The 18,712-nt window shown below is 58.7% G+C and carries 16 protein-coding genes; 1 reads left to right on the top strand and 15 read right to left on the bottom strand.

Annotated features, from left to right (window positions below):
• The 8 genes from ACMXYJ_RS18875 to ACMXYJ_RS18840 all read right to left on the bottom strand — a co-directional run bounded on the left by ACMXYJ_RS18875 (position 1) and on the right by ACMXYJ_RS18840 (position 8,961).
• Entirely contained in the window at positions 1 to 1,014 is a 1,014-nt protein-coding gene (locus ACMXYJ_RS18875) for an iron ABC transporter substrate-binding protein (protein ID WP_415756396.1), read from the bottom strand.
• A gap of 323 nt (positions 1,015 to 1,337) precedes the next feature.
• On the bottom strand, positions 1,338 to 1,895 hold the full coding sequence (locus ACMXYJ_RS18870; RefSeq protein WP_415756395.1) for a PqiC family protein: 558 nt from the start codon (positions 1,893 to 1,895) through the stop codon (positions 1,338 to 1,340).
• 17 nt (positions 1,896 to 1,912) lie between these two features.
• Positions 1,913 to 3,568 (bottom strand): intermembrane transport protein PqiB, encoded by a 1,656-nt coding sequence (locus tag ACMXYJ_RS18865; protein ID WP_415756394.1) that lies wholly within the window; start codon positions 3,566 to 3,568, stop codon positions 1,913 to 1,915.
• Positions 3,549 to 4,205 carry a paraquat-inducible protein A gene (locus ACMXYJ_RS18860; protein WP_415756393.1) on the bottom strand — a complete coding sequence of 219 codons (657 nt, stop codon included), beginning with the start codon at positions 4,203 to 4,205 and terminating at the stop codon, positions 3,549 to 3,551. The genes ACMXYJ_RS18865 and ACMXYJ_RS18860 overlap by 20 nt, the downstream gene beginning before the upstream one ends.
• Entirely contained in the window at positions 4,202 to 4,798 is a 597-nt protein-coding gene (locus ACMXYJ_RS18855) for a paraquat-inducible protein A (RefSeq protein ID WP_415756392.1), read from the bottom strand. Before ACMXYJ_RS18855 ends, ACMXYJ_RS18860 begins: the two co-directional genes overlap by 4 nt.
• Before the next feature lie 217 nt (positions 4,799 to 5,015).
• A complete protein-coding gene (locus tag ACMXYJ_RS18850; protein WP_415756391.1) occupies positions 5,016 to 6,317 on the bottom strand; it encodes an NAD(P)/FAD-dependent oxidoreductase in 1,302 nt (433 codons plus the stop codon).
• Entirely contained in the window at positions 6,314 to 7,402 is a 1,089-nt protein-coding gene (locus ACMXYJ_RS18845; protein WP_415756390.1) for a polyamine ABC transporter substrate-binding protein, read from the bottom strand. Before ACMXYJ_RS18845 ends, ACMXYJ_RS18850 begins: the two co-directional genes overlap by 4 nt.
• Positions 7,403 to 7,602: 200 nt before the next feature.
• The gene (locus ACMXYJ_RS18840) at positions 7,603 to 8,961 is read right to left on the bottom strand and encodes a glutamine synthetase family protein (RefSeq protein ID WP_415756389.1); all 1,359 of its coding nucleotides are present in this window, start codon (positions 8,959 to 8,961) and stop codon (positions 7,603 to 7,605) included.
• A 161-nt stretch (positions 8,962 to 9,122) separates the two neighbouring features.
• Here ACMXYJ_RS18840 and ACMXYJ_RS18835 point away from each other — a divergent pair, with 161 nt between their 5' ends.
• Entirely contained in the window at positions 9,123 to 10,046 is a 924-nt protein-coding gene (locus ACMXYJ_RS18835) for a helix-turn-helix domain-containing protein (protein WP_415756388.1), read from the top strand.
• Positions 10,047 to 10,058: 12 nt separating this feature from the next.
• Here ACMXYJ_RS18835 and ACMXYJ_RS18830 read toward each other — a convergent pair whose 3' ends face one another.
• From ACMXYJ_RS18830 to ACMXYJ_RS18800, 7 genes are all read right to left on the bottom strand, one after another.
• The gene (locus tag ACMXYJ_RS18830) at positions 10,059 to 10,979 is read right to left on the bottom strand and encodes a MurR/RpiR family transcriptional regulator (RefSeq protein WP_415756387.1); all 921 of its coding nucleotides are present in this window, start codon (positions 10,977 to 10,979) and stop codon (positions 10,059 to 10,061) included.
• 120 nt (positions 10,980 to 11,099) lie between these two features.
• On the bottom strand, positions 11,100 to 11,864 hold the full coding sequence (locus ACMXYJ_RS18825; protein WP_415756386.1) for an ABC transporter ATP-binding protein: 765 nt from the start codon (positions 11,862 to 11,864) through the stop codon (positions 11,100 to 11,102).
• An 18-nt stretch (positions 11,865 to 11,882) separates the two neighbouring features.
• Positions 11,883 to 12,995, bottom strand: a complete 1,113-nt coding sequence (locus ACMXYJ_RS18820; protein WP_415756385.1) for a succinylglutamate desuccinylase/aspartoacylase family protein — start codon at positions 12,993 to 12,995, stop codon at positions 11,883 to 11,885.
• 8 nt (positions 12,996 to 13,003) lie between these two features.
• On the bottom strand, positions 13,004 to 13,702 hold the full coding sequence (locus tag ACMXYJ_RS18815; protein WP_415756384.1) for an ABC transporter permease: 699 nt from the start codon (positions 13,700 to 13,702) through the stop codon (positions 13,004 to 13,006).
• A gap of 14 nt (positions 13,703 to 13,716) precedes the next feature.
• Positions 13,717 to 14,406 carry an ABC transporter permease gene (locus ACMXYJ_RS18810; RefSeq protein ID WP_046047037.1) on the bottom strand — a complete coding sequence of 230 codons (690 nt, stop codon included), beginning with the start codon at positions 14,404 to 14,406 and terminating at the stop codon, positions 13,717 to 13,719.
• Positions 14,407 to 14,496: 90 nt separating this feature from the next.
• Positions 14,497 to 15,273: an ABC transporter substrate-binding protein gene (locus ACMXYJ_RS18805; protein WP_046047038.1), complete on the bottom strand. Its 777-nt coding sequence runs from the start codon at positions 15,271 to 15,273 to the stop codon at positions 14,497 to 14,499.
• 833 nt (positions 15,274 to 16,106) lie between these two features.
• Entirely contained in the window at positions 16,107 to 18,494 is a 2,388-nt protein-coding gene (locus ACMXYJ_RS18800; RefSeq protein WP_415756383.1) for a DUF3772 domain-containing protein, read from the bottom strand.
• Positions 18,495 to 18,712: the final 218 nt, after the last annotated feature.

The raw sequence follows: 18,712 nt of genomic DNA, 5'->3' as shown, positions 1-18,712 counted from the left end.
TTAGAGCAGTCCCGCCTGAGTCATCAACTCCACGGCTTTTTTACTGTCGAGTTTTGACGCATCGACTGTCGGCGCGTCGAGTTGCTGCAAAGGCACCAGTTTTGGATTGGATTCAGCGTTCTTGCCCACCGCGTATTCAAACGATTTACCGGTTTTGAGGATGGCCTGGCCATCGTTGCCGGTAATCCATTTGAGGAACGCCTGGGCTTGTTCCTTGTGTTTGCTGGACGCCAGAACGCCGCCACCGGAGACGCTGACAAACGCACCCGGATCCTTGTGCTTGAAGTAGTGCAGGGCGGTGTTCTTGCTGTTTTCGCCGGTCTTGGCCTGATCGCCGAAGCTGTAATAGTGGTAGATCACGCCGCTGTCGATCTGCCCGGCGTTGACCGCTTTGAGCACGGCGCTGTTGCCCCGGTACGCGGTAAAGTTGGTTTTCATCCCTTTCAGCCACTCCAGGGTGGCGGCTTCGCCTTTGAGTTCCAGCACGGCGGCGACGATGGCCTGGAAGTCGGCACCGGCCGGTGAAGCACCCCAGCGACCTTTCCAGTTCGGGCCAGCGAGGTCCATCAGCGACTTGGGCAGCTCGGCTTCGGGCAGTTTGCTCGGGTTATAGACAAACACCGTGGAGCGCGCGGCGATCCCCACCCATTTGCCATGGGCCGGGCGGTAAGCATTGCCGACCTGTTCCAGGGTGGCCGGCGCAACCGGTGCAAACAGCCCTGCGTTGTCGACCAGCACCATGGCCGGGGAGTTTTCGGTCAGGAACACGTCGGCCGGGGAGGCAGCGCCTTCCTGCACGATCTGATTGCCCATCTCGGTGTCGTCGCCATTGCGCACGGTGACCTTGATGCCGGTTTCCTTGGTAAAGCCCTCTATCCAGGATTTGGTCAGGCTTTCGTGCTGGGCGTTGTAGACCACGATGCCATCGGCATCCGCTGCATACACGTGACCGGCACTCAGCAACGCGGTGGCCAGCAGTGCTGTTTTCAGGAAAGAAGGGAACGGGGAATTCATGCGTTGGCAGCTCCTGTTTTTTCTAAAATCGTGCGCGCAGACTCGGCAGAATCGACGGGAAGGGTCGTCGATCAGTGTAGATCAATACGAATCATTTGCATGTTTAAGGCGCGGCAAATGTAAAGTGCCAAATGAGAAAAAAGCGTCAAAATTTCAGTAGCTGCGCATCACTTGCAGCAGCTGGCGAAGCCTGCGTTCGGCTGCGTAGCAGTCGTCAAACCTGAGCTCGCGATTTAACTGAATGACCGTAGTGTCTGATTTCACGACTGCTGCGCAGCCGAACGCAGGCTTCGCCAGCTGTTACGGATCGCGTTACGGCTTGATTAAGCCGATGGACACCCTTTTTGTATTCCGCCCGCGGCCTGGCTGATAAGCGCGGCCAGGCGTTTGACGTTGTTTTGTTGAGCCGCCACCAGTTCATCGATGGACGGCCCTGAAGGCGTCTGCAAAGTGCTGCGGCAGGTGAGCAGCGCCGCATCACCTTCGCTCAGATTGCGCAGGCGCCACTTGACGTCGATCAACGCATATTGACCGGGAATCGAATCAAACCGCTGCACGTCTAACCGCACCGATACGTTGCGTCGAGGATTGCTGTTGACCATTTGATCCACTAACGCGCTGCGTAATTCATCCGACAGGCTCGCGCCCCACCACTCGGTTTCGAGGATCGCCATGCCACTGTTGCCCTGGCGAATGACTATCTGCGGACGATCGACCTGGGGCGGCACGCTGAGGCCCTCAATCTGGATTTCCGCACCGTTGTTTCGCGCAGCAAGCCCCGGTTGAGCCGGAATCAGGGTGTGGAATTGAATCGGATCGCCGCGGCAAGCGGCGAGTAGCAACAATGCAGTGACCAAGCTGATTTTCAGCGGATAAACCATGAGTGATGCTCCTGTAGTCATTTGCGTGGCGGCCCCTGCAGGTCCATCGGCGCAGCATTGTCGGGACGACCGCGAATCAGCGATTCCGGATGCCGTCCGAGGTAATCCGAGAGTTCACGCAAGGAGCGTGACATGCGCCCGAGCTCGTCGAGGGTCTGACCTAATTGTTCGCGTTGCGGCGAGTCTTCGGCCAAGGTCGAACTGGCCGATTGCAGCGTCTTGCTGACATCCGCCAGGGTGGTCTGCACACCGGGCAGGGTCTTGGCGTTGAACTGTGCGAGGCCTTTGCGCAGTTCGACGAGGTTGCTGTCCAGGTTGCCGGCGATGCGTTCGATCGGCAATTGGTTGATCTTGTTGACCATGCCCTCCAGTTTTTCCTGCAACTGCTCGAGGCTGCCTGGAACGGTCGGGATGGAGACTGGACGGGCGGTCGGGTCGAACACGACTTTCTCCGCTTTGGGGTAGAAGTCGAGCGCAATGTAGAGCTGACCGGTCAACAGGTTGCCGCTCCGGGCCTGGGCCCGCAGACCGTTTTCGATGAAGGTGCCCATCAGCCGCACGCCCGCGGCTTCGTCGTTGGGGTCATGCTTCAACACCTCGAGCATTTTGGTGTGGGCCTGGCCGAGTCGTTGCGGGTAGATCACGATGCCGACATTGACCGGAAAACTGCGCTTTTTCGCATCGAAATCCAGATTGACCGCCACGACTCTGCCGAATTCGATGCCAAGGAATTCCACCGGCGCGCCAACCTTGAGCCCGCGCAAAGCCTGATCGAAACGTAAACTCAAGTATTGCCCCTTGCCGCTGGGCGGGGCGAGGGCGGTTAGCTGGTCTTCGAACAGGTCGTAGACTTTGTCCTCGGCGGCCGGTTTATCGTTGGGGCTGTATTCAGGAGCGCGGAAGGCGATGCCGCCCACCAGGATCGAAGAGAGCGACTCGGTTTTCACCGAGAAGCCGTTGGCGCCGACATTCACGTCGATCCCGCTGGCGTTCCAGAACCGGGTGTTTTCAGTGACGTAGGCATCGTTGGGCGCGTGGACGAACACTTCGATGTTCACCCCTTTGCCGTCGGCGTCGAGGGCATAGGCCACTACTTGACCCACCGGAATCTTGCGATAGTAAACCGGAGAGCCAATATCCAGCGAACCGAGATCCTGGGTGCGCAGGGTGAAACGCTTGCCCGGCTCGCCATAGGTAATCGGCGGCGGGTTTTCCAGGCCGGTAAAGTTCTTGGAGCGAGCATTGGCCTGGCCGATGTCGGCGCCAATGTAATCCCCGGACAGCAGGGTATCGATCCCCGACACCCCGCCAGCGCCAATACGCGGACGCACGACCCAGAATTGCGAGTCTTCGCGGGTGAAACTTTCCGCCTGCTTGGACAGTTTGATGGTGGCGTTGACACTCTTCTGATCGTTGCTCAGCTCCACGTCCGAGACATGGCCGATCACCACGTTGCGGTATTTGACCTCGGTCTTGTTGGCCGTCAGGCCGCTGCCGGTTTTGAACGTGACAGTAATGGTCGGACCTTCCTGCAGCATGGTGTGCACAACCAGGGAAATCCCCACCAGCACCGCGACGATCGGTACGATCCATACCAGCGAAACGCTGAAGCGGCGGGTTTTAACAGGGGCCTGGCCGGGGGCTTGCGGCCCATCAGTGGCTTGCGACTTCATCCATGACCTCCTCGTTTTGCGGATTTTTCCGCTCTTTATCCCAGATCATGCGTGGGTCGAAACTCATCGCTGACAGCATGGTGAACACGACCACCAGGCCAAAGAACAGAATGCCCGGGCGCGGTTCGATATCGGCCAGGGCTTGAAACTTGACCAGTGAAGCCACCAGGGCGACCACGATCACATCGAGCATCGACCAGTAACCGATGAGCTCGACGAAACGGTACAGCGTTGACCGCTGCTTACTCGCCCATTGGCTGTCGCGCTGAACGGTCACCAGTAACAGCGTCAGGGCGACGAACTTAATGCCCGGCACCGCGATGCTGGCGATGAAAATGATCAGGGCGATGTCCCAGGCGCCGTGCTGCCAGAACTCCACTACACCGCTCATGATCGTGCTATCGGCGCCGTTGCCGACCATCTTGGTGTTCATCACTGGCAGCAGATTAGCCGGGACGTAAAACGCCAGGGCAGTGAACATGTAGGCCCAGGTCCGGGCCAATGAGTTGGTTTTGCGCCGATGCAGCGGCGCGCCGCACCGTGAGCATTCGTGAGGTTCATCGGTCATGTCACAGGCCAGGCCGCAGCTATGACACAGGCACAGGTTGAGTTCACTCGCCACCGGGGGCCTGTTCATAAGATGTCCCATAGATCACGGATGTCGCGCCCTGCGATGCGGATCATCATCAGACTGAGAATGGCCAGGGCAAACAGGCCGATGCCGGGCAGCACATCCAGCAATCCGGCGAGTTTGATGACCGCGACCATCGCCCCCAGCAGACAGACCTCCAGCATGCTCCAGGGCCTGAGGGTTTCCAGCCAGCGCATGCAGAACCTGAAGCCGGGCGAGCGCTGGTGGGCAAGGGCGAAGCTCAGGACCCAGATAAGCAGCAACAACTGGAAAATCGGCGCGATGATCATCGCGATCGCCGCCACCATGGCGATGAAAGTGATCGGCCCCAGACTCAGGGCCAGCACCGAATCCCAGAGTGTTGCGCTGTTTTTAAGGCCTTTGAGGCTGATGCTCATGACGGGATAGAAGTTGGCGAAAATCCACAGCATCAACGCGGTGAAGGTCAACGCCAAACGTTGTTCCACCGTCAGGCCGTTATAGCGCTGAAGCACGCCGCCGCAGCGTGTACACAGGGTTTTCTGATGTTTGGCGAGCGTGACTTTTTGATACACGCAGTCGCAGTGCTCGCAGATGATCAGTGGGTCAGTCGTAGCCATAGGCTGCACTCGCCAGGACGCAGGGAAGTCAGAGCACTCCCTCAATATAGAAGCGCCTAGCGATTGAGCAAATTAAAAGGCGGGTACTGATCGTTCCCACGCTCCGCGTGGGAATGCCTCCATGGACGCTCTGCGTCCGCTGTTGGGACGCGGAGCGTCCCGGGCTGCATTCCCACGCGGAGCGTGGGAACGATCATAAGAGGGGGGAGAGTTATCGTCAGCCGAGCAATTCGCGCAGGCGATACCAGAACATGCCGAGAGCCAATAAAGGAGAACGCAGCACAGGCCCGCCGGGAAAGGTCATGTGCGGCACGGCGCTGAACACGTCAAAGCCCTGACTGTGTCCGATGTGGATCGCTTCGCCCAACAGCTTGGCGCACCAGTGGGTCACGTTCAGGCCGTGACCGGAGTAACCCTGGGCGTAAAACACGTTCGGATGCTGGTTCAAGCGCCCGACCTGAGGGAAGCGATTGGCGCTGATGCCGATCTTGCCGCCCCATTGATAGTCGATGCGCACGTTGGCCAGTTGCGGGAAGACCTTGAGCATGTGCGGGCGCATGTAAGCTTCAATGTCCGCAGGATCTCGCCCGGAATAATGGCAAGCGCCGCCGAACAGCAACCGTCGATCTGCCGAAAGCCGGTAGTAATCCAGGCCGACTTTCTGGTCGCAGAGCGCCAGGTTATGCGGGATCAACTGCGCGGCAACGTCGGGCGCCAATGGCTCGGTGGCGATGATGTAGCTGCCCGCCGGAAGGACTTTGCCGCTCAGTTTCGGTTCGAGCTCTTCCAGGTGAGCGTTGCACGCCAGCACCAGACTGCCGGCGCGCACCGTGCCGCCGGCACAGCGAACCTGCACGGTGCTGCCATGGATCAACTCCAGCACCGGGCTCTGCTCGAAAATTTTCACCCCTAAGGATTGCGCCAATAGCGCTTCGCCAAGGACAAGATTGAGCGGGTGCAAGTGACCGGAGCCCATATCGACGAGACCACCGGCATACACGCCTGAGTTCACCACCTGCTGACGGATCTGCTCCGGCCCGACGAGTCGGGTTTCGTGGGCGTAACCCGATTCGACAAGGCCTTGCTGCTCAGACTTGAACGCCGCGAACTGCGCTTTAGTATTGGCCAGTTCACAGAACCCCCAGCGCAGGTCGCAATCAATCCCGTGTTCACGAATGCGGTTGCCCACGAGCGCTACCGATTCGACCCCCGCACGCTCAAGGTAGCGCACGCCTTCTTCACCGACATGACGGGCAAAACCGCTGACGTCATGGCCGATGCCGCGGATCAACTGACCACCGTTGCGCCCGCTGGCACCCCAGCCGATCCGTCGGCCCTCCAGCAGAATCACCGAGAGCCCGCGCTGCGCCAGTTCGATCGCCGTGTTAACGCCGGTAAAGCCACCGCCAATCACACAGACATCGGCTTCAAGGTCCTCGACCAGTGTGGGGTAGGGCGCCATTCCATTGGCTGACGCCGCGTAATAGGAGTGAGCATGTTCGTTGCTGTACTGGTTCATTGGTTGGACTTCACTTTGCTCCAGGAGCGGGTCATCAAACGCATGATCGGCTGGGGCGGGGTGGTGGAAATGTAGAGCTTGTCGAGGACGGCCTGAGGCGGATAAACCTCAGGGTTGTTGACCAGCTCAGGGTCCATGTCCTGCTTGGACGCCGGGTTCGGGTTGGCGTAACCGACTGACGCACTGACCTTGGCAATCACTTGCGGATCGAGCAGGTAATTGATGAAAGCATGCGCCTCTTTCTGGTTGCTGGCGTCTGCGGGAATCGCCAACAGGTCGAACCACAAGTTACTGCCTTCCTTGGGAATCGCGTAGGCGATGTTCACGCCGTTCTTGGCTTCCTTGGCCCGGTTCGCGGCCTGGAACACGTCACCCGAGTAACCGAAAGCTACGCAGATGTCGCCGTTGGCCAGGTCCGAAACGTACTTGGAGGAGTGGAAGTAGGTGATGTAAGGGCGGATGGTCAACAGCTTGGCTTCAGCTTTTTTGAAGTCTTCAGGGTTTTCGCTGCGCGGGTCCATGCCCATGTAATTGAGAACGGCCGGGAACACTTCATCGGCCGAATCCATCATCGACACGCCGCACTGGCTGAGCTTCTTCAGGTTCTCCGGTTCGAAAAACACAGCCCAGGAATCGATGTGGTCAATGCCCAGCACTTGTTTGACCTTGTCGACGTTGTAGCCAATGCCGTTGGTGCCCCACAGGTACGGGACCGAGTGCTCGTTACCCGGATCGTTTTTCTCCAGCAGCGCCAACAGTTTCGGGTCGAGGTTCTTGAAGTTGGGCAACTGCGAACGATCGAGCTTGAGGAACGCGCCGGCCTTCACCTGGCGAGCGAGGAAGTGGTTGGACGGCACCACCACGTCATACCCGGTGCGGCCAGCGAGCAGTTTGCCCTCCAGGGTTTCGTTGGAATCGAACACGTCGTAGATCACCTTGATCCCGCTTTTCGCCTGGAAGTCGACGAGGGTGGTCTCGCCGATGTAATCGGTCCAGTTGTAGACGCTGACCGTTGGCTGAGCCTGCGCAACGGCGCTGAACAATAACGCCAGTGCGACCGGAGCCACGGATTTCAATAGACGCATACGACACCTCTTCTAATTTTTGGATTTGTCAGGCGTTAGCATTCCCCTGTGGGAGCGGCGGTGCGGCGATCCGACTTGCTCGCGAATAGGCCAGCACATCCAACATCACCGCTGACTGACAGACCGCTTTCGCGAGCAAGTCGGATCGCCGCACCGCCGCTCCCACAGGGGGAATGCGGTCTCATGTGAGAGCTTGTTTGCTAGACGCTAAGCAGCAGGAACTCTCGCTCCCACGAGCTGATCACGCGTTTGAAGTTCTCATGTTCGGCGCGCTTGACCGCCACATAACCGCGGACGAATTTGCTCCCCAGATAACGCCCGATGGTTTCGCACTCTTCCATCTGCGTCAGAGCGTCTTCGATGGTGATCGGCAGGCGCAGGTTGCGGCGTTCATAGGCACGACCTTGCACCGCAGCGCTCGGTTCGACGCGCTCGACCATGCCCAGATATCCGCACAACAGACTGGCTGCAATCGCCAGATAAGGGTTGGCGTCGGCGCCCGGCAAACGGTTTTCCACGCGCATTGCGTCCGGCGTTGAAGTCGGCACACGCAGGCCAACGGTACGGTTTTCTTCGCCCCATTCGACGTTCACCGGCGCCGAAGTGTCCGGCAGGAAGCGGCGGAACGAATTGACGTTCGGTGCGAACATCGGCAGCACTTTGGGGATGTACTTTTGCAGGCCGCCGATGTGGTGCAGGAACAGCTCGCTCATCTTCCCGTCGGCATCGGCAAAGATCGGCTGGCCGGTGGCGATGTCCACCACGCTCTGGTGGATATGCATGGCGCTGCCGGGCTCATCGCCAATCGGTTTGGCCATGAAGGTCGCGGTGACGTTGTGCTTGAGCGCCGCTTCGCGCAGGGTGCGCTTGAACACGGTGATCTGGTCGGCCAGATCCAGTGCGTCGCCATGACGGAAGTTGATTTCCATCTGCGCCGGGCCGTCTTCGTGGATCAAGGTATCGAGGTCCAGGCCTTGAAGTTCACACCAGTCGTACACGTCTTCAAACAGCGGATCGAATTCGTTGGCAGCGTCAATGGAAAACGACTGACGACCACTTTCAGCACGGCCCGAACGCCCCAGCGGTGCCTTGAGCGGCAAGTCCGGATCTTCGCAGCGCTGGGTCAGGTAGAACTCCATTTCCGGCGCGACAATCGGCCGCCAGCCTTTGTCGGTGTACAGCTGCAGGACTTTTTTCAGCACGTTGCGCGGTGACAGCTCGATCGGGTTGCCGAACTTGTCGAAGGTGTCGTGAATCACGATAGCGGTGGGCTCGATGGCCCATGGAATCACGTACACCGCGTCGGAGACGGGCTTGCACACCATGTCGATGTCGGCCGGGTCGAGCAGGTCGTAGTAGATGTCGTCGTCGACAAAGTCCCCGGTTACCGTTTGCAAAAGCACACTTTCCGGCAGGCGCATGCCTCGCTCATGCAGGAACTTGTTGGTGGGTGCAATTTTGCCGCGTGCGATGCCGGTCAAGTCGCTGACCACACACTCGACTTCGGTAATCTTGTGATCTTTCAGCCACGTGAGCAGCTGATCGAAAGGGACATTCATAAAGACCTCGTTATTGGTTTTATTAACGCCGGGGAGGCTGGTTTCATCCACCACACACTTCCCCTGTGGCGCGTTGACGACTATCTTGGGCGAGCCTTGACGTTCCATCTATCCACTTTCAGCAGCACCAAAACGCACCAAACGAGTGCGTAAGGTCACCCATGACAACGTGCAACCCCCTGCAAGTCCAAGCGTTCAACACCGCCGATGTAGCCGAGCAAATCCGCGCCACACCGGGCTGGGTGCAGCATTACCAGCAAATGTCACCGGGGCATTTCGCCGGGCGCGTGCGCTACCTGGACCTGCAAGGCGTAGAGATTTACGAGGAACAGATGAACACGCGGGTCGAGCAGAATTTCAGCGCGCCCGAAGGTTCGCTGGCGTTCTGTTTCGATCGAAGCGACAACGCGCTGTACGTGTTGAATGGCGAAAGCCGCAACATCTGGATCACCCCGGAGAACTACCAGGAAATCGCCGTGGTGTTCGGTCCGGAGTTCGTGCAGCGTCACGGTTTGAACGTGGCGAGGCTCGAAGGCCTGTTCATGGCGCCACTGAATTCTGGGCAGAACGCGTTGTTCAGTCGCTGGCTCAGCGGGACATTGACCCGACTGGCGCAGACGCTCGATCCGCCGAGCAAGGAGGCGTTGACCCAGCAGTTGCTGGAAGACTGCCTGTACATCCTCGACAACGCGTGCGTTTGCCTTGATCGCGGAGGTTTACAGCGCCGCGCCGAAGAGCGATCGGTGATGAAGCGCATCGGTGAGTGGGCGGCTGATGCCCCGGAGGAGACCTTGAATCTGCTGGAGCTTTCGCAGGTCGCCGGGGTTTCACTGCGGCAGTTGCAGCATGCGTTTAAAGCCTATACCGGGATGACCCCGACCCATTGGCTGCGCTTGCGCCGACTCAACAGCGCACGCCGCGAATTGCTCAGTCGCACAGCGATGGACACCACCGTTGCCGAAGTGGCGATGCACTGGTCGTTCTGGCATTTAGGCCGATTTTCAAGCAGTTATCGCGCGTTGTTCAACGAACTTCCCAGTCAGACGCTTGCCCGAAAACCCGGTGGTGCACCCGGTCGCGGGTAAGACAGGGACACGTCAGCGTGGCTTAGTGGCTTTCGCCGATTTGCTGTTGCCCGGCATGTGCAGGTAAGCCATCACGCTTTCGGTCAGCTCGGTCGCCAGCTTGACGGCTTCCTTGTTGCGCGCCATCACTCCCGCCACCAAGCCTTCGATCAAGGCGAGCACCGCGATGTTGGAACTGGTCAAAACCGGATGGTCAGCGGGAGCAAACAGCACGTGTTCGGCAATGCTGGTGAGCGGCGAGGCGGGTGAGTCGGTGATTGCCAGCACCGTGGCGCCACGCTCATTGGCGAAACGAGCGAGTTGCAGGGTGTCGAGGGAATAGCGCGGCAGGGAGATCGCCAGCAACACATCCTGATCGGTAATCGCGGCCAGACGATAAGCGGCGTTTTCGTTGCCGCCCTCCATGCTGATGGCGGTGGCGTCCGCGCAGAAAGGCATCAGGGTCGAGGCAGCGAGGCCAGCGAAGTAGACGCTGTTGCCAAAACCCAGGATGTAGATTTTGCGAGCAGTGGTCAGGCGCGTGACGAAGGCTTCAAAGGTGTCTGCATGGTTGTTGGTCGCCGCCGTGGCGAGGTTGCTGCTGGCGCTCTGGATTTGCTCATGCAGGCCAAACGCGCCGCCAGGACGATGCGCCAGTTCGTTGCGCAATTTGTCGACCGGCGACACCATTTGCTGCAACGTCGCGACCAGCTCGGCCTTCATGCCGGTATAGCCACCCAGGTTCAGGGCTTTGGCCAAGCGGTTGACCGCGGCTGGCGAGGTGGACGTTTCTTGAGCCATCTCCTCGATGGTCAGGGTTGCGGCCCTCAGCGGGTGACGCAGAATAAAGTCCGCCACCTTGCGCAGTGACGGCTGCAAATCGCCAACGATCTCCGCCAGTTTGCGCATAACCGGTGCGGCATAGACCGTGGTGTTTTTCGATGGGGTCGGCATATCCGGCTCAACATTTCCTGAGGGTTGGAGAAGGGGTGGCACAAGGTTGGCTGGAGTGTATCCGAAGCCAACCGTTGGTGTGCAACGCTGAACAAAGGACTGCCGAAAACGTGTGCCGGATTACTTCAAGCTGCCGGCAAGGAACTGCTGGAGGCGTTCGGACTGCGGGTTGACCAGCACTTCGCGCGGGTCGCCACGTTCTTCGACCTGTCCCTTGTGCAGGAACACCAGTTGATTGGAAACCTCGCGGGCAAAGCCCATTTCGTGGGTCACGACCACCATGGTGCGGCCTTCGAGGGCGAGGTCCTGCATGACTTTCAGCACTTCGCCGACCAGTTCGGGATCGAGTGCCGAGGTCGGCTCATCAAACAACATCACTTCCGGCTCCATGGCCAGCGCCCGGGCAATCGCCACACGCTGCTGCTCGCCGCCCGACATATGGGCCGGCCAGGCGTGCATCCGGTGCGCCACGCCGACTTTGTTCAGATAGTGCTCGGCCTTTTCCCGGGCTTCTTTCTTGCTCATGCCAAGCACATGCACCGGGGCTTCCATGACGTTTTCAAGGGCACTCATGTGCGACCACAGATTGAAGTGCTGAAACACCATCGACAGCCGCGAACGCATGCGTTGTAACTGTTTGGGTTCGGCGGCCTTGAGCCCGCCCAGTTTGTTGGTCACCAGTTTCAATTGTTCACCGTTGAGCACGATGTTGCCGGCGTTGGGCTGCTCCAGCAGGTTGATGCAACGCAGGAAAGTGCTTTTGCCCGAGCCGCTGGAGCCGATGAGGCTGATCACGTCACCGGCCTTCGCCTCCAGGGACACGCCCTTGAGCACGTGGTGGCTGCCGTAGCTTTTGTGCAGATTCTGAACTTCAAGTTTGTACATGGTTTTTATTCTCTGGAATCAGTCGCTGAGCAAGCGACCTTGGCGAATAAGGCGGGTGCCGGCGACTTTGGCCAGCCACAAACCGGGCTGGGCAAAGCGCAGGCGTTCTCGGGCATAGAGGATGCCGTCGGTGCTGGCGCGCACGATGCTGTGGCGATCGGTCAGCGGATCCAGCACTTCGAACAGCGGATCGCCCACCCTGACCCGGGCACCCAGCGGTTGCAGAAAACTCACCACCCCGGGGTGCGGCGCATAGGCGTACTGCGCGCCGGCGAATGGCGTCGCTTCACAACAGGTTGTTGGCGCTGCTGGCCAGTCACCGCTGATCAGGCCTTGTTCGGCGAGGTAGCCAAGAATGGCCTCGGCGCTATCGACACATGGCTCGCGTTCGGTGTCGGCCATGCCGCGCAACTCGATGGTGGTGGCCACACAGGCCAGCGGAATATCGGCTTCAGGAAAGAGCTCGGCCAACCGCAACCAAGGGATCGCACAGGCTTCATCGAATGCACTGCCGCCCGCACCCTCGGCCAGCAGCGCGGCACCGGCACCGAGTCGAGCGGCCAACGAACGCAAGCGCGGCCAGTTTTGCGGCATGGCGTAAAGCAGCATGATCGACTCGAAATCGCAGTGCAGGTCCAGCACCACGTCGGCGTCACAGGCATGCTGCAGCAACAGGCGGCGTAAGCCATCGAGTTCCGACATCGCTGGCGGCATGTCGGCGAGGACATCGGCCATGGCTTGGCGGGTCAGTGTGGTGTTGATGTCGGCATCGTCTCCCAGTTTTCCTTCCAGCAGCGGCGCCACGGCTTCGGCCAGCTCCGGGAAATCCCGATTGAAATTCTTCCCGCTGGAGAACTCGAAGCGCCCCTGATGGGTGGCCTGGAACATCTGGGCGATACCAATCGGATTGGCCATCGGCACCAGCTCGATCACTCCGTTCAGGCGACCTTGTTCTTCCAGCACCCGCAGACGTCGTTTGAGTTCAACCGCCACGCGCATCCCCGGCAGCTCATCAGCGTGCAAGGACGCCTGGAGGTAAGCCTTGCGCGGTCCGCTGCCAAAGCGAAACAGCGACAGGCGCCGTTCAGTGCCCGAAGCACTCCACGGCAACAGGTATTCAATGTGCTTCATAAAATTCCTTAGTGCTTGCGCGGTGCCAGGTACGCCAGCCAGCGACGCTCGGCCAGCTTGAACAGACGAACCAGGATGAAGGTCAGGGCCAGGTAGATGAGGCCGGCAGTGATGAACGCCTCGAACGGCAGATAAAACCGCGCACTGACCGTACGCGCGGCACCGGTGATGTCCACCAGGGTGACAATCGATGCCAGGCTGGTGGTTTGCAGCATCATCAGCACTTCGTTGCTGTATTGCGGCAGCGCCCGGCGCAAGGCCGATGGCAGCAGAATGCGGCGGTACAGGGTAAATCGCGACATGCCCATGGCCTTGGCGGCTTCGATCTCGCCGTGGGCCGTGGACTTCAAACTGCCGGCCAGCAGTTCCGCGCTATAGGCACTGGTATTGATCGCGAAGGCCAGGCAGGCACAAAAGGTTGCGCTGGACAGGTACGGCCAGAGCGCGCTTTCACGGACCACTGCGAACTGCGCCAGGCCGTAATAGATCAGGAACAATTGCACCAGCATCGGCGTGCCGCGAATCACGTAGGTGTAGAGCCACGCAGGGAAGTTGATCAGGGGCGATCGGGACACCCGCATCAGTGCCAACGGAATCGCCAGCACCAGGCCGAAGACCAGGGAAATCAGCAGGACTTTGAGGGTCAACAAGGCGCCATTGAAATACAGCGGCAGGTTTTCCCAGATCAGGTGGTAGTCGAGAATCATGGGGTTGCTCCCAATCACAATTCGGCGGCTTTGATGCCGACCGAGTAGTGTTTTTCCAGATAGCGCAGCACCAGCAATGACACGCTGGTGAGCATCAGATACAGCGCCGCCACCGCGAGGAAAAACGTAAACGGCTCATGTGTGGCGTCCGCTGCGTTCTTGGCTTTGAACATCATGTCCTGCAAGCCGATCACCGAGATCAGCGCGGTGGATTTGGTCAGCACCAACCAGTTGTTGGTGAACCCCGGGATGGCGAAACGAATCATCTGCGGCACCAGAATCCGCCAGAACACCTGGCCGCCACTCATGCCATAGGCCACACCGGCCTCGGCCTGACCTTTAGGGATCGCCATAAAGGCGCCGCGAAAGGTTTCTGACAGATAGGCACCAAAAATGAAGCCCATGGTGCAGACGCCGGCGATAAAGGGATTGATGTCGATGTAGCGGGTGTAACCGAGCGCCAGGGCGATGCGGTTCACCAGATCCTGGCCGCCGTAGAAGATCAGCAGGATCAACACCAGGTCAGGAATACCGCGAATCAGGGTTGTGTACCCTTCGCCCAGCATTGCCAGCCATTTGAGCGGCGACAACCGAAAGGCCGCGCCGATCAGACCCAAAGCAATCGCCATGCTCATGGAGGTCAGGGCCAGGTTAATGGTCAGCCAGGCGCCATCGAGAATGCTCGATCCGTAGCCGTGAAGCATGATGAAGTTCCTCAAACGAGCGCCAAAAGGCGCGCGAGACGAGCCCAGAGCGCCCGCAAGAGGCCGGCGCCACAGGGTTTCAGGTAAGGTTTATTCGCCGTAGATATCGAACGCGAAGTACTTGGCCATCACTTGCTGGTACTTGCCATTGGCGCGGATGGCGTCGATCGCTGTACTCAGACGTGCAACGTTCACGCTGTCGCCTTTACGCACCGCGATCCCGGCGCCTCGGCCGAAATATTTCGGGTCGCTGATGTCAGGTCCCACCAGCGCGAAGCCTTTGCCTGCTGGCGTTTTGATGAAGCTCTCATCGGTGTTGACGATGTCGGCGAGCGTCGCGTCCAGTCGACCCGACGCCAGATCGAGGAAGGCTTCATTTTGTGAGCCGTAGCGCACCACTTCGACCCCGGCTTTTTCAAGCTGCTCGGTGGCGAAACGGTCGTAGGTCGATGAGCGTTGCACCCCGACCTTCTTGCCCTTGAGATCAACCAGCGGGTCGTTGATCACATTGCCGGCCTTCATCGCGAACTTGCCGGGCGTGTGGTAGTACTTTTTGCTGAAGTCGACCGACTTCATACGGTCTTCAGTGATCGACATCGATGACAGCACGGCATCGATCTTGCGCACTTTGAGCGACGGGATCATGCCGTCGAATTCCTGGATGACCCACTCGCATTTGACCTTCATTTCTTCGCACAGGGCGTTGCCGATGTCGTAGTCGAAACCACTGACGTTGCCCTCTGGCGTCTTGAAAGAGAAGGGCGGGTAGGCGGCTTCGATACCGATACGCAGGCTGTCTTCGTCGGCGTGTGCCAGCAAGCTTGCGGCGCACAGTGCCAGAGCACCTAGAAGTTCTGTCTTGTTCATATTGTTGACTCCTTGGAGGGGCGTTGGGGTGGTACAGGCCATCCGATCTGGCACGGTGGGTCAGTCCTGATGATTTTGCGTGGCTATAAATGACATGTTTTATTTCATAATGCAATGCTATGAAAATAATCGTGTCATTCGATGGCGCAAAAAATCACGGCGATCCCGTGTGATCACGAACATGTTCAGGCGCCAGGCAGGCTATTGATGTAATGCTGTTCACTTAAGCTTGGGGTGCATATCCGTTTCTGCGGTAACGGATGCTTAGGGTTCCGCCCTTACGGCGGGTCACTTTGGAAAAGCCCCAAAGTAACCAAAGGGCTCCTGCCCCTGACGTTCGGTGCCTCGCCTAGGCTCGGCATACCCTCGCTCCGGTCCTGCTCCGTGGGCCCGCCGCCATCGGCCATCCATGGCCGGGGGCGGCTAACCCGGCATCCATGCCGGGTTGCCCACTGCGCAGAACCTCCACTCGGCCTCTCGATGGGGCGGTGTATCAAGATCAAAAGCTGCAGGCGAGCTAACGCTCGGCCTGTTGAGTGGTGAGGAGCGTGCGTGCACCCTTCCCCCTGTAGGAGCTGTCGAGCGAAGCGAGGCTGCGATCTTTTGATCTTTTGATCTTGCCGTTGCTTTGGCTTCAGATCTGCCGCCCCTTTCCCGGAGTGAGGGCATGCCGAGCCTAGGCGAGGCACCGAATGGAGGGGCAAAGCCTTTTGCTTACTTTTCGGCGTTTGGAAAAGTGAGTCGCTGTAAAAGCGAAACCGCCAGCCGCCATCACCGCAGAAACGGATATGCCCCTCAACCTTAAGTGAACAGCATTAGGCTATTGATGGGCATTACGCGGGAGGGACCGGCTTGGCCAATTCGATGCCGGCCGCACTCAATCGCTTCAGGATCTCAAAAAGCAGATCGCTCTTGGTCGTGCTGACAATCCTTGGGCTGCTGACATAGCCGGTGATGGTTAGGGTGATGCCTTCAGGGCTCAGGTTGCTGAATCGAACAACGGGGGAGGGTTTGTCGAGGATGGTTTCATGTTCGCAATAGGTGGTGTACAGCAGGGTTTTGACTTGTTCGGGGTCGATATCCAGAGGGAACACCAGCTCGAGGGTGGCCACCCCTTGGGCGCTGCCGCCCATGGTCACATTGCGCAGGTTCTGGGAAATAAGCTGCGAGTTGGGCACGATCACGATCGAGCGGTCACTGAGCTGTATCTCGGTGGCCCTGACATTGATCCGCCGGATATCGCCTTCGACCCCGCTGATGCTGATCAGGTCGCCGACCTTGACCGGTCGCTCGGTGAGCAGGATTAACCCGGATACGAAGTTCTTGACGATTTCCTGCAAGCCGAAGCCGATCCCCACCGACAACGCACTGACGATCCAGGCCAGATTCGTCCATTGGACGCCCAAGGAAGACAACGCCAGCAGAATGACCAGTACGTAGCCGATATTACTGAACAGAGTGCTCAGCGACGCACCCATGCCGGGGTCCATATCGGTTTTCGGCAGGAATTCGTTATCCAGCCATCTGCGCAGCGATCGAATCAGGTAAATACCGATCAACAGCGCGAGAACCGCATTCAACAGATTGCCCGGAATGATGTTCAACTTGCGCAGGCCATCGCCGCCGAGGATCGCTGAAACCCTGTCAGTCAGTTGGCCAAAGGTCGCTCCAATCCCCCCCACAATCGTTGTAATCACGGCAATCAGGAGTAAGGCCGCTCGGCCAATACCCGCCACAACAACCTCGATCTGTTCCAGCCGTACGTCGCCGATACCCAGCAGCTGTTTGATCGTTTTGCCGCTGGGGTGCTTTGGCGAAAACAGGTAATCACACAAGTCCCTGAACAACTGCGTCAGTAAATAGAAGCTGGCAATAACGATATAGAGCCAGACAATTTCGTAAGTGATGAACCGGGCCAGGGAGATGTAACCGATCAGCAGGCCAAAAATCGAGATCAACATGGCGATACTGACGCCGGTATAAATCAGCCCCGCCAGCGTAGTCCCTGACTCCGGGTGTTCCCCGGCAATGACCATCGCTCGGCGGGTTTTACTGACGCGTAGCAATAGCGCACCGATAATCATGATGACGACTAATGACACGACGCCACGGCTGAACAGAACCACTTGCGTACTCATACCCGTCGCATTGGTGACTTGTACCAGCGAGAGGAGTATCAGCATTGATCCGGCCAGCAGCGCCGGAAAAGGGCTTATTGCAAGTGCCACTTCATCGGCGATGCCGGGCAACCGCCATGAGGGATTGCGTTTAGACAGCAGGGCCCGACTCAGTCCGATAATCATGGCGCAGGCGTAAGCGACTTTCTCGACATCGTCGAAGTAACCTTGCAGTGGCTGCGGCAATGGTTCTAGCCGGGTAGCTGCAGCGGAGATGAGCTGTATTGCGCAACCTGCGCTCAACATCGTGGCAACTACCGTCGCTATCGCCAATGAACTTCGGCGCAGGCGACCTTCCGGTACTCGATGGATGCAGACCCATGTCAAACCACGTTCAGCCAGTCTTCGCCCCGGCGTCCAGAAGGCCAGGGCCAGCAATAACAACGTGACGGTCGCGGCACGCCGGCCGGGTTGCCAGACGGACTGGATGACACTGTTGGACTGGTCGATCAAGAACCTCAGACGGTTTTTATCCTCCTGCAGTGGAGAAAACATAGGTAACCAGAACCGGGGGTTGAGGAAGCTGGCGGTGCGCTGGGCCAGTTCGGTTTCCAGTTGGGTACGCCGAATGCTGGCAATCTGGGCGATGAGGTTAGTCGCGCCTTCTTTGATCGCCAGCAGTATGTTGAGATCGTTATCCACCTTGTCTTTTTGTGCGGTGAGATAGGACCTCTGTTTCACGATATCGGACTTTTCCGCGGCAAGGCTGTTGGCGGACGCCGTCCCGAGCACACTGAGTTGTGCTTGCAATTGTGCCTGCTCGGGAAGTAACAGCGCCGCCAACTTGTCCACATCACTGAAGAGCAACTGAACGTTGTCCTGAAAGCCCACTAACTGGGTGTAGTTACTGGTCAGTGAGACCTTCTGTTTAAGGGTGTCCAGCCTTAGTTGCAGTGCTTCCAGATCGCTTTTTGACACCGTAGCGGTAGCGCTGGCCTCACCGTTGCTAGATGTGTTGGGTAGTTCATCCGCCGACAGCTCGCCGATGTTCGCCCCCAACAGCGCGAACACAACGAACATGAGTAATTTCAATGCAGGACGCATAGGCATGCCTCCAGCGGCTTTAGCCATTCAGGTTAGGTCATGACGTGTGCAGGCGCGAAAAATAGTTCTGTACGCGGACCATGAATAGGGAAGGAGGGCGTGTGTGAAGGGGTGATCTACAATCTTTTATGCTGAACCGCGCTCAGGATCACGAGGTGTGACGTATTGAGCGGTCTGTCTACCGACCCAGTGTGCTTGCAGAGTGCCGGGCCCTGTCG

Origin of the sequence: Pseudomonas arabinosi (assembly GCF_047758675.1) — a bacterium.
Lineage (GTDB): Bacteria > Pseudomonadota > Gammaproteobacteria > Pseudomonadales > Pseudomonadaceae > Aquipseudomonas > Aquipseudomonas arabinosi.
This window is presented reverse-complemented; position numbering and strand designations above follow the sequence as displayed.